16 protein-coding genes are annotated in these 15,454 nt (G+C 53.1%); 9 read left to right on the top strand and 7 right to left on the bottom strand.

Features of this window, described 5'->3' with window-relative positions; translation table 11 throughout:
• Positions 1–16 precede the first annotated feature (16 nt).
• From AB1500_00375 to AB1500_00350, 6 genes are all read right to left on the bottom strand, one after another.
• Complete coding sequence (locus AB1500_00375; protein ID MEW6181622.1) at positions 17–1,405, bottom strand: radical SAM protein; 1,389 nt, start codon at positions 1,403–1,405, stop codon at positions 17–19.
• 396 nt (positions 1,406–1,801) lie between these two features.
• Entirely contained in the window at positions 1,802–2,998 is a 1,197-nt protein-coding gene (gene neuC, locus AB1500_00370; protein MEW6181621.1) for a UDP-N-acetylglucosamine 2-epimerase, read from the bottom strand.
• Complete coding sequence (locus AB1500_00365) at positions 2,999–3,655, bottom strand: NeuD/PglB/VioB family sugar acetyltransferase (protein MEW6181620.1); 657 nt, start codon at positions 3,653–3,655, stop codon at positions 2,999–3,001. It abuts the gene before it with no gap.
• Between the two features lie 6 nt (positions 3,656–3,661).
• Positions 3,662–4,777: a LegC family aminotransferase gene (locus tag AB1500_00360; GenBank protein MEW6181619.1), complete on the bottom strand. Its 1,116-nt coding sequence runs from the start codon at positions 4,775–4,777 to the stop codon at positions 3,662–3,664.
• 94 nt (positions 4,778–4,871) lie between these two features.
• Positions 4,872–5,234 (bottom strand): four helix bundle protein, encoded by a 363-nt coding sequence (locus AB1500_00355; GenBank protein ID MEW6181618.1) that lies wholly within the window; start codon positions 5,232–5,234, stop codon positions 4,872–4,874.
• Between the two features lie 122 nt (positions 5,235–5,356).
• Complete coding sequence (locus tag AB1500_00350; GenBank protein ID MEW6181617.1) at positions 5,357–6,334, bottom strand: NAD-dependent 4,6-dehydratase LegB; 978 nt, start codon at positions 6,332–6,334, stop codon at positions 5,357–5,359.
• 323 nt (positions 6,335–6,657) lie between these two features.
• Between AB1500_00350 and AB1500_00345 the strand changes: the two genes are divergently transcribed.
• The 9 genes from AB1500_00345 to AB1500_00305 all read left to right on the top strand — a co-directional run bounded on the left by AB1500_00345 (position 6,658) and on the right by AB1500_00305 (position 14,299).
• Entirely contained in the window at positions 6,658–7,482 is an 825-nt protein-coding gene (locus AB1500_00345) for a flagellin (GenBank protein ID MEW6181616.1), read from the top strand.
• A gap of 123 nt (positions 7,483–7,605) precedes the next feature.
• Positions 7,606–8,418: a flagellin gene (locus AB1500_00340; protein MEW6181615.1), complete on the top strand. Its 813-nt coding sequence runs from the start codon at positions 7,606–7,608 to the stop codon at positions 8,416–8,418.
• Positions 8,419–8,454: 36 nt separating this feature from the next.
• Positions 8,455–9,276, top strand: a complete 822-nt coding sequence (locus AB1500_00335) for a flagellin (GenBank protein ID MEW6181614.1) — start codon at positions 8,455–8,457, stop codon at positions 9,274–9,276.
• 82 nt (positions 9,277–9,358) lie between these two features.
• A complete protein-coding gene (locus tag AB1500_00330; GenBank protein MEW6181613.1) occupies positions 9,359–9,736 on the top strand; it encodes a hypothetical protein in 378 nt (125 codons plus the stop codon).
• Positions 9,721–11,547, top strand: coding sequence for a 6-hydroxymethylpterin diphosphokinase MptE-like protein (locus tag AB1500_00325; GenBank protein MEW6181612.1), 1,827 nt, complete (start codon positions 9,721–9,723; stop codon positions 11,545–11,547). Before AB1500_00330 ends, AB1500_00325 begins: the two co-directional genes overlap by 16 nt.
• A gap of 23 nt (positions 11,548–11,570) precedes the next feature.
• Positions 11,571–11,939: a flagellar protein FlaG gene (locus AB1500_00320; protein ID MEW6181611.1), complete on the top strand. Its 369-nt coding sequence runs from the start codon at positions 11,571–11,573 to the stop codon at positions 11,937–11,939.
• A 15-nt stretch (positions 11,940–11,954) separates the two neighbouring features.
• Positions 11,955–13,523 (top strand): flagellar filament capping protein FliD, encoded by a 1,569-nt coding sequence (gene fliD, locus AB1500_00315; GenBank protein MEW6181610.1) that lies wholly within the window; start codon positions 11,955–11,957, stop codon positions 13,521–13,523.
• Positions 13,524–13,529: 6 nt separating this feature from the next.
• Positions 13,530–13,916, top strand: coding sequence for a flagellar export chaperone FliS (fliS, locus tag AB1500_00310; GenBank protein MEW6181609.1), 387 nt, complete (start codon positions 13,530–13,532; stop codon positions 13,914–13,916).
• Positions 13,916–14,299: a hypothetical protein gene (locus AB1500_00305; protein ID MEW6181608.1), complete on the top strand. Its 384-nt coding sequence runs from the start codon at positions 13,916–13,918 to the stop codon at positions 14,297–14,299. Before fliS ends, AB1500_00305 begins: the two co-directional genes overlap by 1 nt.
• A gap of 61 nt (positions 14,300–14,360) precedes the next feature.
• On the opposite strand, the gene flgL is transcribed toward AB1500_00305, so the two are convergent.
• Positions 14,361–15,266 (bottom strand): flagellar hook-associated protein FlgL, encoded by a 906-nt coding sequence (flgL, locus tag AB1500_00300; protein ID MEW6181607.1) that lies wholly within the window; start codon positions 15,264–15,266, stop codon positions 14,361–14,363.
• Positions 15,267–15,454 lie beyond the last annotated feature (188 nt).

Genomic DNA, 15,454 nt, shown 5'->3' with positions numbered 1-15,454 from the left:
GAAACTGCTGCAGCGGCTAGGTCTGACGGAAGCCCCTGAAAGCAGCATTATTATCCAGGTACAGTTTTCTCGCTTGTGCGATCACGGAACGATGTTCCTTTTCAAAATAATTCTTAATCAAGATGCTGTTTGCTTCAAAAAGAGCGCGGTGGAATTCTTCGTCGGACATGTCGGTGAAATTCACCGCAAGAAGGTCGGAATTCAAATGCTTGTTTTCGTAAAAATCCTCGCAGTCCTTGAGCAGGCCTTTTTCGATGGCGTAATAATAAAGCGGCGAACCGGGATACGGCGTGACGGGACGGATGGTCCGCATTTGCGCCTGGTCGTCGTATTTCAACAAGAACTCGACGTCTTTTTGAAGCGTCTCCTTATTTTCGCCGATGTTGCCGAAGATTATATTGAGACCGGGACTGATCCCCGAAGCCAACGTTTCTTCGATTCCCTTAATGATCAGTTTAGTTGTCAATGCCTTATTCATATTTTTCAGAGCCTGGTCGTCCATAGATTCAATCCCGTAGTTAATGAAGACGCATCCGGCCTTTTTCATCAAGGCGAGAACGTCCGGTTTGGCAAAATTCAATCTCCCGTTGCAGCACCACTTGATATCCAGATTTGCTTTTATAAAATCATTGCAAAGGCTGACGGTTCTGCCTTCGGACGACATTAAAAGCTCGTCCGAAAAATTAATGTAGGTTATTCCGTATCTTTCCTTTAATAATTTGACTTCTTCGATGATACTCTCGTTGCTCCGAGGCCTGAACCCCTTGTCCAGCCGGTAACAGAAGTTGCACCGGAACTTGCACCCACGGCCGGACAGCATCGGCATGACAAAATCCCTCTTTGTCGCGTTGGGCGCCCTCAGAAGCCTGTAATAATCGATCGGGAACAAGTCATAGGCAGGAAACGGAACACTGTCGATGTCCTTAATCAGCGGACGTCGCTCGTTAACCGTCACTTTTGCGCCGTCACGGAAGGCTATGCCCTTAACCCTGGACAGGGGCCTGTGGTTCGCAACCGCTTCCAACAGTTCCACAACGGTTAGTTCGCCTTCGCCGATAACGATCGCGTCCGCCTGGGTCTTTCTAAGAAAATACTTGGGTTCGGGGGAGGGACCATGTCCGCCTATGATAAAAAACGGCCTGTTTTTGGCATGGTTTATAGCGCCGGCGATTTTGAGCAGCTTTCGATACTGATAGTATCCTGCTATGACACTGACGCCGATTATATCGAACTTGTTTTGACTTAAGTAGTCAGTTAAGTGTTCGTCAGGGTAATGAAACTTGTCCTGGTTATAAATCTCTACATCGTATCCATCTTTCTTAAGCACGGCTGCTATGTACGCCATCCCTTGCGGAAACCAACTGATATAGGAGTCATTGTCGTAAACAACCAGTAAAATCCTCATTAATGCACCCCCGCATTATTGATTAAGCTACTCTGATTCAGTTATCACCGTCGGGTTTAAATTAATAATCGAACCGCACGGTAAAAACATGATACCGGTTCGTTGAAAAAAACGGGAACATTCTTTGGCCCAAACCGGCTTGATAATTATTAGCATCAAGAGAGCTTGCGCGCGGCTGGCAATACCCACGCTTAAAGCGTTCCGTCAGAGACTTTGACGCCAAGAAGTACGCAAAATGTAAGAAGAATCAACCACAGAGATACCAGCACACAAAGGGAAAAGACGGAAAATGGGACTTATTTTTGGTTGATCTAATATTTTTGTTCTCTGTGAACTCTGTGCCTCTGTGGTAAAGTAGTTTGGTTCCGGCTTGTCCGTGTCGGAACTGGCTCATTATCACGGCAGATTGAGCAACTCTTGTTCGGTCGGAAAATCCAGCTTTTTCTCAAGCAAACGCCGGTCAAGCGGAACCGACTCCAGCACGGAAACCACCCGTCCGCCTACATTCCCGTCGCCGTAAGGGTCATAGGGATTGTTCACATTTTCCAAAGAGCGACGGAATTCCGCGTCGTACAGGGCCTTTTGCAGCCCCGCAACGATCTCCGCCTTAATGCAGGGCACATCGATCACACTTTCGGCCCGCACCCGGCCTTTCTGCCTGTCCCCAATATTTACGGTCGGGATCTTAAGCGAAGGGGCCTCGATGATGCCGCTCGACGAGTTGCCCACCACCGCGGCGGCTTCCCTCATGACCCCCAGGTAACCGCGTGAACCCAGACTTTTGTATAGTCGGGCGTTTGGATTCTTTTCAACATAGCTCTCCCAGGCCTTAATCACTCCCCGGCAGCCCACTTCCATTCCGGGGTAGGTAATGACCTGCTGATAATCCAGGAATTCTTTCAATGCGGCGGTCAGCGCGGCGGCCTCTTTTTCGGGATCCCCATCCCGCGTCAAGGTTTCCGGGTGATAAGTGATCAAAAGCGTCCGTCGGGTGACATCAATGCCGAAAGCCGCATCCAGTTCTTCAGGCGTCATCATTTCTTCCTTAATTATATTTTCTACACCGGGTGCACCCACAACGTTGATCCGCCACGCCTCTTCACCCATCCGCCGCAAACACCTGGCGTACTGAAAGGTGCTGGGAAAGTGGAGGTGGGCCATCTTCGTCGCGGCGTGGCGCACCTGTTCGTCAAGAGCTCCTTCCGTCGTCTCGCCCCCGCAGAGGTGCGCTACGGGAATACGGTTGACGAGCGCCCCGGCAAGGGGGATCAACAGCTCGTAACGGTCCCCCAGGATAACGACGATATCCGGCGGTTGCGCGGCGAAATAAGCAGCAATCTCCGTTATTCCCCGCCCGACGAATTCAACGATGGCGCCGGGACTGTCCGAAGCCTGAGCGCCGTTTATACAAAAAGTGATCGGCAGGGCGTCGTTCATTATCTCCCGCTTTGTGCAGCCGTGACCGGGAGCAAGATGGGCGCCGCCGATAACCAGGTCCAACTTCAACCGCGATGAGGTCGTAATACCCCGTAAAATGGGCTTTAAGAGTCCGTACTCGGCGCGCGAGGCGGAAAAGACCATTACCCGGCGCATTTAAAACACTTCCCTCAGAGACTTAATAAACCTTGCCGGGTTCCCCGCGACCACGGTCCAGGGGTTGACGTCGTGGAGCACTACCGCCCCGGCGCCCACCACCGCGCCTTCGCCCAGGGCTACCCCCTGGATGACGACCGCTCCGGCGCCCACATGGGCAAGGCCGCCGACGCGAACGCCGCCGCACAGCACCGCGCCCGGCGCCACATGCACGTGTTCGCCGACCACGCAGTTGTGTTCCACCACCGCGGCGGAATTGATAATTGTATTCACACCGAGCTCAACCCGCGGATTGACCACGGCGCCCGGTGCGATAATCAAGCCTTCCACGGTAAGGTCATCGGCCACCACAGCGGACGGATGAATCAGAGGAGGGAAGGAAAACCCCAGGCTGTGGATATGCTCGTACATCCGGCGCCGCGGCTTGTTGTCTCCCACTCCCCCCACTCCCAAAGCGGCCATTTTAACACCCTGCCGCCGCAGTGTGGGCAAAACGTCGTCGTTTCCAAGATACCTGAACCTCAGACGGGACGCAGGCGGGGGACTTCCAGGCGCGGTATAGCCGGCCAACGAGTATTTACCGGCTTTCAATATAATGTCCGTTACCATCGCGGCATGCCCGCCCGCGCCGATAATCACGATTTGCGGCAGGTTCATCCAACCTCACCTTGACAGTAAGAGTCGGCATGTCTCACGAACATCCTCCTCCTTTAAAAAACTGGCGCTCGGCAGATTAAGCCCTCTTTCGTGCAGGGATTCGGCCACCGGGCATCCTGTACAGGCATACTCTATATACGGCGGCTGGCGGTGAATGGGCATAAAAAGCGGGCGGACCTGAACCCCCGAGGCTCTAAGTCTCTCCGCTGTGGATATCCTGCCCTCCCCAAACCGTTCCGGATCGATTAATACGGAAAAGAGCCACCAGTTGCTTTCTGCGTCTTTCACCTCGTGCTGCCGCTCCAATCCCGGTTGCCCCCGGAGAAGCTCCCGGTAAACCGCAGCATTAAGACGCTTGGCCGCCAAAAACTCCGGCAGGCGCTCCAACTGTGCGAGGCCTAAAGCCGCCTGCAGGTTAGTCAACCTGTAGTTGTAGCCGATTTCCCGGTGCTCGTACTCAATAATCCCCGCCGCGCGCCCCTGGTTGACCAGCAGGCGTGCCCGCTCGGCAATGCCGGGATCGCCGGTGACCAGCATGCCGCCGCCGCCGGTGGTGATTACCTTGTTCCCGTTAAAGCTGAACACGCCCACGTCGCCGAAGGTGCCGACGTGACACCCTTCAAAGGTAGCGCCGAGCGCTTCGGCGGCGTCTTCGATCACGCGCAAACCGTGCCTGCGCGCCACTTTCATTACGCCGGTCATATCCACCGGGTTCCCGTATAAATGAACGAGGATTACGGCGCGGGTGCGGGTGGTTATCGCCCGCTCCAATCCGGAAACGTCAATGTTCCATGTCCGGGGGTCTACGTCGACCACGACGGGCGTAGCCCCCACATAAACCACTGGGTTCACCGTGGAAATGAAGGTCAGCGCAGGCACGATAACCTCGTCGCCCGGGCCGACTCCCAGAAGCCGGAGCGCCAGGTGGATGGCCGATGTTCCGTTTACCGTAGCGACGGCATGCCGCGCCCCGGTATAGGCGCGAAAACGCTCTTCAAACTCGGTTATCAGCGGGCCCACCGAAGAAACATACCCGCTGTCGAGCGCGCGCATCACGTATTCCTTCTCAAGTTCGCCGATATTCGGCGCGTCCAGCGGAATCCGGATGGCTGAGTCGGTCATAACTCCTCCGTCTTGGCTAATGGGTCATGGCTTGCTCGTCAAGTCCTAAGTCCTGAGTCCTATGTCCTATATCAGTTGATGGGGCGGCACTAAGTTAGGACTCTTTGGGCTTAGTAAGATACTTTATCATTCCGCTGGTAAGTCGCCCAACTTCCGACGTTAATTCATATAAATCTGCAAATTGTGTTTCGCTGATCAGTTCCGCATCTTTGGCGATATAAATCTGGGCTTTTACTTCAGCCGCTGACCCCTTGGCAATGGAAAGGAAATGTCGGAACTCCTTGTCTCCCTTGCACTCAAAACCCTCAGCTATGTTTGACATGACAGATATAGCAGCACGCCTTATCTGATCTCTTAGACTAAAGTCATGCGAAAACTCGCCGGCTGACGTAATTTGATAGATGATCCTCGCTAACTCCCGTGCTTTCTTCCATGCCTCTAAGTCCTCACCTGTCATCTGCTCTTACTCTTCCTTCTCTTATTAATAACTCGGGACTTTAGACTTTTAACTTCAGACTTCTACCTTTCGACGTCGGACTTTCCGTTTCAGACTAGGGACTGAGGACTGTCGACTGAGGACTAAATATTGTACAAATCCGTTTTATACAAATGAAGGTTCTCCCTGAACCAGGAGATAGTTTCCCGAAGTCCTTCCTCCAGCGAGTACCGTGGCGCCCATCCCGTGATTTCCTGCGCCCTGCGGTTGTCGCAGACCAGACGTTCAACCTCGCTGTTCGGAGGCCTTTTCCTTGTTTCTTCCTGCTCCACGGTTGCGTCCGCGCCCGTTATCTTTTTAACGAGCTCTACAACTTCCATCAGGGAAGTCTCGCGGCCGCTCCCCACATTAACCACCTGCCCGGTCGTGTGATCCGAAAGACCAACTTTTATCATCCCGGAAACGGTGTCCCGGACATAATTAAAATCTCGCGTCGGGCTAAGGTTTCCCAGCCGCAAAACCTCTTTTCCCTGCAGGAGTTGGGTTATTACGGTGGGAATAACGGCGCGCGCCGATTGTCTGGGTCCGAAAGTGTTAAAGGGCCTGACCACCGTCACAGGCAGGCCGAAGGATCGGTAAAAACTCAAGGCCAGTTGGTCGGCGCCGATCTTGGAGGCGGCGTAAGGCGACTGTGCCTGTAAAGGGTGTTCCTCGTCGATGGGAGCATACCGGGCGGTCCCGTAAACCTCCGAGGTGGAGGTGTGCATCACCCGCTTAAGCCCTTCCTCCCGGGCGGCCTGAAGAACGTTGTAGGTTCCTTCCACATTCGTTTTAATATAGGCGAGCGGTGAAACGTAGGAGTAAGGAATACCGATCAGCGCCGCAAGATGGAACACCGTATCCACCCCGCGCGCCGCCTCTTTCACGGCGTCATAATCACGGATGTCGCCCGCGAAAACCGAAACATCTTTCAAGCACGAGGTTGCCTGCAGCCAGCCCCAGTCGCTACGGGCGTTATATCGCACGAAGGCTTTCACCTCATGTCCCGATTTTACAAGCTCCTCAACCAGGTGGGAACCAATAAAGCCGGCCGCGCCGGTGACCAATACCTTCAACTTCATTATTTAATCCCCTTAATAAAAACTGTACAGACGTATCGAATTTGTTTCGACATACTTCTGCAAATTTCCTGCAACAACCGTGGAAATTTCTGCTTAAGGATGGGCTTATACAGTTTTATGAAATCTGCAATTGCGCTTTACAGCTCAAAGTTTAGGCTTAAAGTCCTATAAACGTAGCGCGAACGTAGCCGAATAACACAGTGAGAGCACCTGTGTTGGCCTTTGTTCCGCCGGTCGGTCGCCGGAAGGGGAAAAGGCATGGAAAGCACTCTCATAACCACCTAATTATTAATTTAAGCACAGGAAAGGAGGAAGACAAAACCATGATCATCAACCACAACATAATGGCGCTTAATGCCTGGCGGGGGTTGGGCCAAACCGACAGCGCGCTCGGCAAGTCGCTCGAGAAGCTGTCCTCGGGCATGCGCATCAACCGCGCCGCCGACGACGCCGCCGGGCTGGCCATCTCCGAGAAGATGCGCGGACAGATCCGCGGTCTTGACCAGGCAACGCGCAACGCGCAGGACGGCATCTCGCTCCTGCAGACGGCTGAAGGCGCCCTGAACGAAACGCACAGCATCCTGCAGCGTATGCGCGAGCTGGCCGTGCAGTCGGCAAATGATACGAACACCGCCGCCGACCGGTCGCAGATACAGCAGGAAGTCAACCAGCTTCTGACCGAAATAAACCGCATCGGCAGCAATACCGAGTTCAACACCCAGAAGCTGCTGAACGGTACCATGTCAGCAAAACTGATCCAAATCGGGGCGAATTCGGGTCAGAACCTTTCCATCACCATCGCCACGATGACGGCTACCGCCCTGGGTACGACAAGCGCGTTGAGAACCGTCAGCGTTTCGACACAGGTTAAAGCAAACAGTGCTATCAGAATAGTACAATCCGCCATTGACGATGTCTCCTCGCAACGTGCGAAACTCGGCGCCATCCAGAACCGTTTGGAGCACACCATCGCCAACCTCGGCGTGGCGTCGGAGAACTTGACGGCGGCCGAGTCCCGCGTCCGCGACGTGGACATGGCGCAAGAAATGATGCTGTTCACCAAGAACCAGATCCTTGTACAGGCGGGCACCGTCATGCTGGCCCAGGCCAACATGGCCCCGCAGTCGGTGCTTAAGCTGCTTGGATAAATCGGTGAGAGTGAACGCCTAGGCCGCGCTCGTCGCCGGGCGACCGACGGAGAGGCAAGCGCGACTTGGCCGGCACCCTCACAGCTACCTCTGTAATTATTAAGAAAGGGGGAAAACCAAACCATGATTATCAATCACAACATAATGGCGCTTAACGCCTGGCGGGGGTTGGGCCAAACCGACAGCGCGCTCGGCAAATCGCTTGAAAAGCTGTCGTCCGGCATGCGCATCAACCGCGCCGCCGACGACGCCGCCGGTCTGGCCATCTCCGAAAAGATGCGCGGCCAGATCCGGGGTCTGAGCCAGGCGGTCCGCAACGCGCAGGACGGCATCTCGCTCCTGCAGACGGCTGAGGGCGCCCTGAACGAATCACACAGCATCTTGCAGCGGATGCGCGAGCTTGCCGTGCAGTCGGCCAACGATACCAACACCAGCGCCGACCGGTCGCAGATACAGCAGGAAGTGAATCAGCTTATTAATGAAGTCAACCGTATCGGCGCTAACACCGAATTCAACACCCAGAAGATCCTGGACGGGACCCTGGACTCGAAACTTATCCATATCGGCGCCAACTCGGGGCAGAACCTTTCTATTACGATAGCGACCATGAAAGCAGGCGCTCTCGGAGTCAGCGGCCTTAACGTTTCCGCTCAGGGGAGCGCGAACCATGCGATCACCCTGGTACAGAGCGCCATCAACAAGGTATCCACAGAACGCGCCAAACTCGGCGCCGTCCAGAACCGTCTGGAGCATACCATCGCCAACCTCGGTGTGGCGTCTGAAAACCTTACGGCGGCCGAGTCCCGCGTCCGCGACGTGGACATGGCGCAAGAGATGATGCTCTTCACCAAGAACCAGATCCTTGTCCAGGCGGGCACCGTCATGCTGGCCCAGGCTAACATGGCCCCGCAGTCGGTGCTCAAACTGCTTGGTTAGCCTTTCTAAAACATAAGAGAGGAGGGAGCGGACAACATGATTATCAACCATAATATAATGGCGCTTAACGCATGGAGAGGTTTAGGCCAGACCAACAACGCACTCGGCAAATCCCTTGAGAAGCTGTCTTCCGGCATGCGGATCAACCGCGCCGCCGATGACGCCGCCGGTCTTGCCATATCGGAAAAAATGCGCGGACAGATCAGGGGTCTGAACCAGGCGGTCCGCAACGCGCAGGACGGCATCTCGCTCCTCCAGACCGCTGAGGGCGCCCTTAACGAATCGCACAGCATCCTGCAGCGGATGCGCGAGCTGGCTGTGCAGGCGGCCAACGATACCAACACCACCGCCGACAGGCAGCAGATTCAGACGGAAGTAACCCAGCTCTTAACCGAGATCGACCGCATTGCGAACAATACGGAGTTCAACACCCAGAAACTGCTTAACGGAACGCTGAACGGCAAGGTCATCCAGATCGGCGCCAACTCCGGCCAGAACCTTAGCTTCTCAATCGCAGGCATGAAGGCTGCTTCGTTAGGCGTAAGCGGTATTAATGCCGTTTGCGTGACCACTCAGGTCAAAGCAAACTCTGCAATCGGCCGTATACAGTGCGCTATCGACGAGGTGTCGGTGCAACGCGCCAAACTCGGCGCCATCCAGAACCGTCTGGAGCACACCATCGCCAACCTCGGCGTAGCGTCGGAAAACCTGACCGCCGCCGAGTCCCGCGTCCGCGACGTGGACATGGCGCAAGAGATGATGCTCTTCACCAAGAACCAGATCCTTGTCCAGGCGGGCACCGTCATGCTGGCCCAAGCCAACATGGCCCCGCAGTCGGTGCTCAAACTGCTTGGATAGGCTGTGTGACCACCCGGGGGACCCGTCCTTCAAGGGCCGGGGCCCCCGGGGTTTTCGATTATCGTAGGGGGAGGAGTACAGGATGGCGAATGAGGTTTTAAAGGACTTAAGAGAAAGGCTTAACGAACTAATACCGACTCTTGCAGAAGCCGCAAGAGAAGTGGCCGCCCTGCTTCAGCGGGGAGATACGGGCCGCGGCCTCAACGGATTATATGAAGTCCTCGAGGCGCTGGAACATTTTCACCAGGGTTTAGACCTCTTGGTAAAGGCAGACGGGAGCACCTTATACTGCAACGGTTTTCTGGGGTTAAGTGAAAAACTCGAACAGATTTACCCGCCTGTGTTTTCAGCCCTGGAAGCAAACGACATGGTAACTCTTGCGGATATATTGGAATTCGAGCTGGCGGATATATTTTCACAGTATGATAACGGCGGTGCATCAACATGCCAGATGCAGTAATTGAATTCATAGAGGGGAAAAAAGGCCTGCCTACCGCGCGAGCTTATCCTTCTGACGGCGCTGCTTTTTTGCTTCACAGTGCCCATGATCCGGTAGCGGAGGCAAGACGCCTTGTGGAACGGTACCCTTCTGTAAAAGAAGCGAGCGCCATTATCTGTCTTGGGCTTGGTCTCGGTTATCATATACATGAAGTGCTCCGGGTTGCTAAACCCGACGCGCAGATTTTCGTTGTGGAAGGTCACCCTCAGTTGAGGGAGTGGTTTCAGAATAACCCGGAAAACATCGAGAACATCCCTTGGGACAGGTTGAATATCACCGGATCCGAAGATGTGACCAAAACCTTTGTCTACCGCAAACGCGATAAATTCCGGAACGGGTTGGTAATGGTGGAGCATCCCGCTTCGCTCCGCCTGGACCCTGAATTTTACGATACGATATCCGCCCGGGTCCGGGATTACGTTTCCCTTTTGCTTATAGACATGCAGACAGCGCAAACGTTGAACTTTTTTGTTCAGGAAAACAACTTTGCCAACTTAAAAGCAGTTACCTCGGATCCGGGGATCAGCTTCCTTAAAGACGCGTTTGCGGGCAAGCCTGCGGTTGTCGTGGCTGCAGGACCGTCCTTGAGCAAAAACATCGACCTCCTGGCCGAAGCGAAAGGTAAAAGCGTGATAATAGCCGTCGGCACGGCGTTAAAAGCCATGCTGGCAAAAGGAATCCACCCAGACCTTGTGGTGACCCTGGACCCCACCGAACTAAATTTCAAGCTCTTTGAAGGGTTGCCGACAACCGAAGAATTCTTGTGTTACGAACCTCAAACCCATTATAAGATACCGCCTCTTTTCGAAGGCCGGCGTTTTGTTTTTAATTCTTTCACCAGCTTTTTTACAACATGGCTCAAAGAGTTATACGGAGACAAAGGGTACATCGAACCGGGCGGTTCCGTGGCCATCGCGGCCTTCGGTGTCGCGTGCCTTATCGGCGCAAATCCTATTGTTTTCATAGGCCAGGACCTCTCTTTCACCAACGGTTATACACACTCGAAAGGCACGGCTTATGAAGACCATAAAGTAGACACAACGTCAACTAATTTACATATGTTCGAAGTACCCGCCATCGGCGGCGGCAAAGTTGTTACCATGCGGAACTTCCACACGTTCATCGTCCGTTTCGAAGAGCTTTTCGCCCTGCATAAAGACCGGCTGATCATCGATGCTACGGAAGGCGGCGCAATAAAGCGCGGTGCAAAAATCATGACCTTTAAGGAAGCCATTGATGGATACTTCAATGAAGAGTTCCCGGTTTTAGAAACAATAAATAAATTACACCAAGAAAACCAACCGGATCCCGCTATTCGGGAGCGGATAACTAAAGAGTTCAATAAAACCGCGCGGAAGTTTAAAGGGCTTATCAAAAAACTGCAAAGTGTTTTAACTGCCGCTAAAAAGGTAGATAAAATCAGCGGCCTGGCGGATAGGGACAGTGAAAACAAGGGGCACGCCGGAAGCGCGTTCGTGCGCGGCAGTCTCGATCTTCTAAGGAAGCGTGCCAAAGAGCTCAACTCCAGGATAAAAGCGGTGAACGCTGAAACCAAACTTACAAACCTTTTGGACATGTTGACGATTGAAACGGAATTTGCCGCCGAACTCCCGGAAGACGCGAGCTTGAAGGAACAGGTCAAGCTGATTAACGCCATATACGGCCTATACCTCCAAGCGGCAAAGTTTATGCGCAAGCAGATGGTGAACTCCGTCAAGGACTTGGTTGCAACAGACAAGGTTGAGAACGCGGAAGTATGTGAAAACTGCTAACGGTAAGAAAGGCGGTGAAACTCATGTCGGTTTTGCCTGTAAGACAAGCACAACTCGAGGTTCCGGTGCAACCTGCGCAAACAGAAAATAACCAGGTGGAGAAAGTCAATCTGGAACCGTCAAAATCGAAACCGGATCAGCCGAGTGAAATCGAAAAACAGCAGAAACCCGAACACGATGTGAAGAAAGCGCTGCAACAATTGTCGGAAACGGCACACGCTTTCGGGCGGCGGTACCATTTCAAAATGCACGAACAGACACGCGAGTATATGGTACAGATTATCGACCTGGAAACGGACAAGGTGATAAACGAGGTGCCGCCGGAAAAGGTACTGAACCTTGTGGCGCAAATCCGGGAATTGGTCGGTCTGCTCGTAAACAAGCACGCTTAAAAGGAGGCCGGTTAAATGAGCTACTTATCAATAATAAATAGGGTAGCCGGGCTTGCCTCGGGTATGGATACCGATCAGATGGTTAAAGATCTTATGAAGGTAGCCCGGATACCCCTTGATCGTATGCTGCAGAAAAAGCAGACTTTGCTATGGAAACAGGCTGACTACCGGACAATAAACCAGGCGCTGGTAGATTTTCGCAGCAACTACGCCCTGAAAATGAAGCTCCAGGGCACCTATTTGGCCAAAACAGCAACGTCTGCTGATACGACAGCCGTCACAGCTACCGCAAGTTCATCCGCACAGGCTCTTGCATACAACTTAACGGTAAACAGCCTCGCCGGTGTCGGCAGACTGTACAGTGACACTTTCGGTGCGAGTTTTGACCCTGACGAGCAACTGTCTTCTTCCGTCGGTTTAGCCGGTCCCACTTCTTTTCAAATCGTAACATACAAAACTGACGAGTTAGGAGCGGAAGTTGAAGACGCTACCCTTACCATAAATGTTGACCCGACCGACACCCTTAACGATGTGCTCAACGAAATCGAAACGCAAACCGCCGGCGAAATATCCGCGGTCTATGAACCGCTGACCGACCGTATCCTTCTTTCGACGTCAAGAACAGGGCAATACAGCGACAACAAATATAAAATTGTAGACTCCAACTGGTTTCTGCTCGATAACTTAAAGTTTACGAGCTACTTTACCAATCCCGGCGACTCGGAGGAAATACTAACCGGCAGCAACGCCGACGTTTCAATAACTATTGACGGCCTACCGGATGTGGTGACGCATACCCCGACCGAAAACAGTTTCGCTTTAAACGGCGTCACCTTTAACTTGCTGAAAACAACAGCCAGTGCTGTTAAAGTTACGGTATCGCAAGATGTCGATGAAGTGGTCGATACCATTACCACGTTTGTAGAAGAGTTCAATTCGTTAATCTCGACGATTAACAACGAGCTCAATGAAACACGTTATTCCGATTATCTCCCGCTGACAGACGAGCAAAAAGAAGAGCTGACCGACACGCAGATCGAACAGTGGGAAGAAAAAGCAAAAAGCGGATTGCTTCGCAGTGATTCAATCCTCTTCAGCGGTGTGAGTGAATTGCGCCGAGCGCTCACAACCGCAGTCTCCGGACTTACGACCGGTTTTGACTCGATATTCGGGATTGGTTTTTCAACAGGATACTATTTCGAAGGCGGCAAACTATATGTCGATGAAACGAAGCTCCGCGAGGCGATCAGCACCAACCCGGATGCAGTCATGCGTCTTTTCACGGCGGATGATGACGCGTACACCTACGAACAGCAGGGCATAGGTGTAAGGCTCTACGACGAGGTTAACAAACTCGCAGACCGCTTAACCGATGAGGCGGGATATCCAAGTACTTTTTCACTCTTTGACGAAAGCTACATCGCCGAGTCTATTCGTGACCTTGAAGACCGGATCTCCGACACGGAGGATCGTCTTACAACTTTGGAAGAGCGCTACTGGCGTCAGTTTACGGCAATGGAACAGGCGATAGCTCAATTCAACACACAGAGCGCCTGGTTGACAAAACAATCTCAAGGAGGTTAACGCCTTATGTCACTCACCAATCCATACCAGCAGTACCACGATAACGCAATCCTAACCGCCGATCAGGGCCGTCTTGCCTTGTCTCTCTTTGAAGGCGCCGCCCGCTTTGCCCGGCAGGCAGCCGCACATATAGATAAACGTGATTTTCCTGCCGCGCACCATTCCCTGATTCGCGCTCAAGACATCGTCGAATATCTTGCATCGACCGTAAACACCGAAATCGAGGTAGGCAAAAACCTGGCCACTCTTTATGAATTTATTTTGCGCTGCCTGGTTCAAGCAAACATGAGTAAAGATACAGATCTGATAAAGGAAGCGGTTATTTTTCTTGATCAGCTTCGTGATACTTGGCGGGAAGCTCTCAACGGAAAAGCAGACGAAGGTGAAGAATAATGGCGGGAAGGTTGGCAATCCTTAAAGAGATGCTCGAAACCACCAGAAGGTTAGCGGCTGCGGCCGAAGGATTGTGTCTCCCGGCGGAGGAAAAAAACGAAGAGGCCGCACGTCCGGTGGACGAAATCATGGAACTCCTTGCTACCCGCCAGAAATTAATCGACGATCTGAAAGAATGCGCTCCTGAAAACACGGCCGACGGACAGGAAAGCATATTGCTGCAGGCGGAAATCGGGGAGTTGAACGAGTGGGCCGGCGGGTTATTAATTGCCCACCGGGAAGAACTTGCCCGGTTGCTGCGTCAGATGCGTGAAGGGAAGAATGTACTGGCATATTTGAAACACGCCCAGACGACGGGCAGGTTCTTGGACGACCGCAAATAAGGCAGGGGTTCTAGACTTATCCCCTGCCTTTCCTTTCTTTAACGTAATTCCGCAACCAATATTACTTCAAGAAGTCAAGAAGTGAGGTTTGCAAAAGCCTCGCTCCGGCGGAAAGGGTAGCTTCGTAGGCGAGCTGTTGCTGGCCGAATTGGATGCTGGCTCGGGCGATATCGGCGTCCTGTAAGCCGGAAAGGACACCGGTAAAACGAACCTCCTGGTCCTCAAGCTGGGACTTTAAGGACTCCAGTTGGTTGGTACGCGAACCAGTCCCCACGCGATACACAAGTATCTCATCGATCCTCTGATCAACATCTCCTATTGTACTGCTTACCGTGGCGTTATCCCCTGCGTCGAGCGCGTCACGAAGCTGGAATAACGTAAAAAACACCCCGGTGGTGACACTTCCCGTACCTGTGGCCCCAAAGACCGCTCCTCCCGCGTCAACCTGCACCGTAAAATCGCTGGCTATTTCCCGCAAGACTGTGTCGGTGTTGCCGTTATACGTTACTGTTTCGGCCACCTTGTTTACCGTAAAAGGAGGCGTCGCATTCTGTGTGCCGGCGAAAATGTACTTACTGCCTAAGTTACTGTTTGCTACGGTAACCATACCGTCAATAACACCATCGACCTGGCGGGCTATCGCCTGCATATCCTCGGTCGTCAGGGTGCCGCTGGCGCCCTGTACCGCAAGGTCTCGTGCCCGGTGTAAGAGATCCATGGCGTATCCGAGGGCCGCATCCGTTTGGTTCTGCCAGGCCAAACCATCATTGATATTACGCGTGTACTGGTGGTTAATATCTAAGGCGGTATGTACACTTATAATATTATTAGTCGCCGGGGGATCGTCGCTGGGCTTATTGACCTTCCTGCCGGTGGACATCATCTCCTGCGATTTAGTAAGACCCTCAAGGTTGGTCTGTATGTACCGCATCATGTTCTGGGCGATCATGCTGTGGCTTATCCGCATCGGCTTCCCCTCCAAATTCCTTAGTCCCGAGTCCCTAGTTGTCAGTCCTTAGTCTTGAGAATATGAAGACGATGGTTCCTATTTCCTAAACCCGTACCCCCAAACCCGTGTTTCCCATTCCCCGATCCCTGACTAAGGACCGAGGACTTTCGACTTAGGACTTAACTCGCAACCCATAACCCGCGACT

This window comes from Bacillota bacterium, assembly GCA_040755295.1.
Lineage (GTDB): Bacteria > Bacillota > Desulfotomaculia > Desulfotomaculales > Ammonificaceae > SURF-55.
Note: the sequence above shows the minus strand (reverse complement) of the source record. Positions and strands in the feature narration are given on the sequence as shown.

Coding starts and splice junctions, on each gene's coding strand:
- AB1500_00375 (MEW6181622.1), bottom strand. CDS start 1,405: ATGAGGATTTTACTGGTTGTTTACGACAATGACTCCTATATCAGTTGG.
- neuC (MEW6181621.1), bottom strand. CDS start 2,998: ATGCGCCGGGTAATGGTCTTTTCCGCCTCGCGCGCCGAGTACGGACTC.
- AB1500_00365 (MEW6181620.1), bottom strand. CDS start 3,655: ATGAACCTGCCGCAAATCGTGATTATCGGCGCGGGCGGGCATGCCGCG.
- AB1500_00360 (MEW6181619.1), bottom strand. CDS start 4,777: ATGACCGACTCAGCCATCCGGATTCCGCTGGACGCGCCGAATATCGGC.
- AB1500_00355 (MEW6181618.1), bottom strand. CDS start 5,234: ATGACAGGTGAGGACTTAGAGGCATGGAAGAAAGCACGGGAGTTAGCG.
- AB1500_00350 (MEW6181617.1), bottom strand. CDS start 6,334: ATGAAGTTGAAGGTATTGGTCACCGGCGCGGCCGGCTTTATTGGTTCC.
- AB1500_00345 (MEW6181616.1), top strand. CDS start 6,658: ATGATCATCAACCACAACATAATGGCGCTTAATGCCTGGCGGGGGTTG.
- AB1500_00340 (MEW6181615.1), top strand. CDS start 7,606: ATGATTATCAATCACAACATAATGGCGCTTAACGCCTGGCGGGGGTTG.
- AB1500_00335 (MEW6181614.1), top strand. CDS start 8,455: ATGATTATCAACCATAATATAATGGCGCTTAACGCATGGAGAGGTTTA.
- AB1500_00330 (MEW6181613.1), top strand. CDS start 9,359: ATGGCGAATGAGGTTTTAAAGGACTTAAGAGAAAGGCTTAACGAACTA.
- AB1500_00325 (MEW6181612.1), top strand. CDS start 9,721: ATGCCAGATGCAGTAATTGAATTCATAGAGGGGAAAAAAGGCCTGCCT.
- AB1500_00320 (MEW6181611.1), top strand. CDS start 11,571: ATGTCGGTTTTGCCTGTAAGACAAGCACAACTCGAGGTTCCGGTGCAA.
- fliD (MEW6181610.1), top strand. CDS start 11,955: ATGAGCTACTTATCAATAATAAATAGGGTAGCCGGGCTTGCCTCGGGT.
- fliS (MEW6181609.1), top strand. CDS start 13,530: ATGTCACTCACCAATCCATACCAGCAGTACCACGATAACGCAATCCTA.
- AB1500_00305 (MEW6181608.1), top strand. CDS start 13,916: ATGGCGGGAAGGTTGGCAATCCTTAAAGAGATGCTCGAAACCACCAGA.
- flgL (MEW6181607.1), bottom strand. CDS start 15,266: ATGCGGATAAGCCACAGCATGATCGCCCAGAACATGATGCGGTACATA.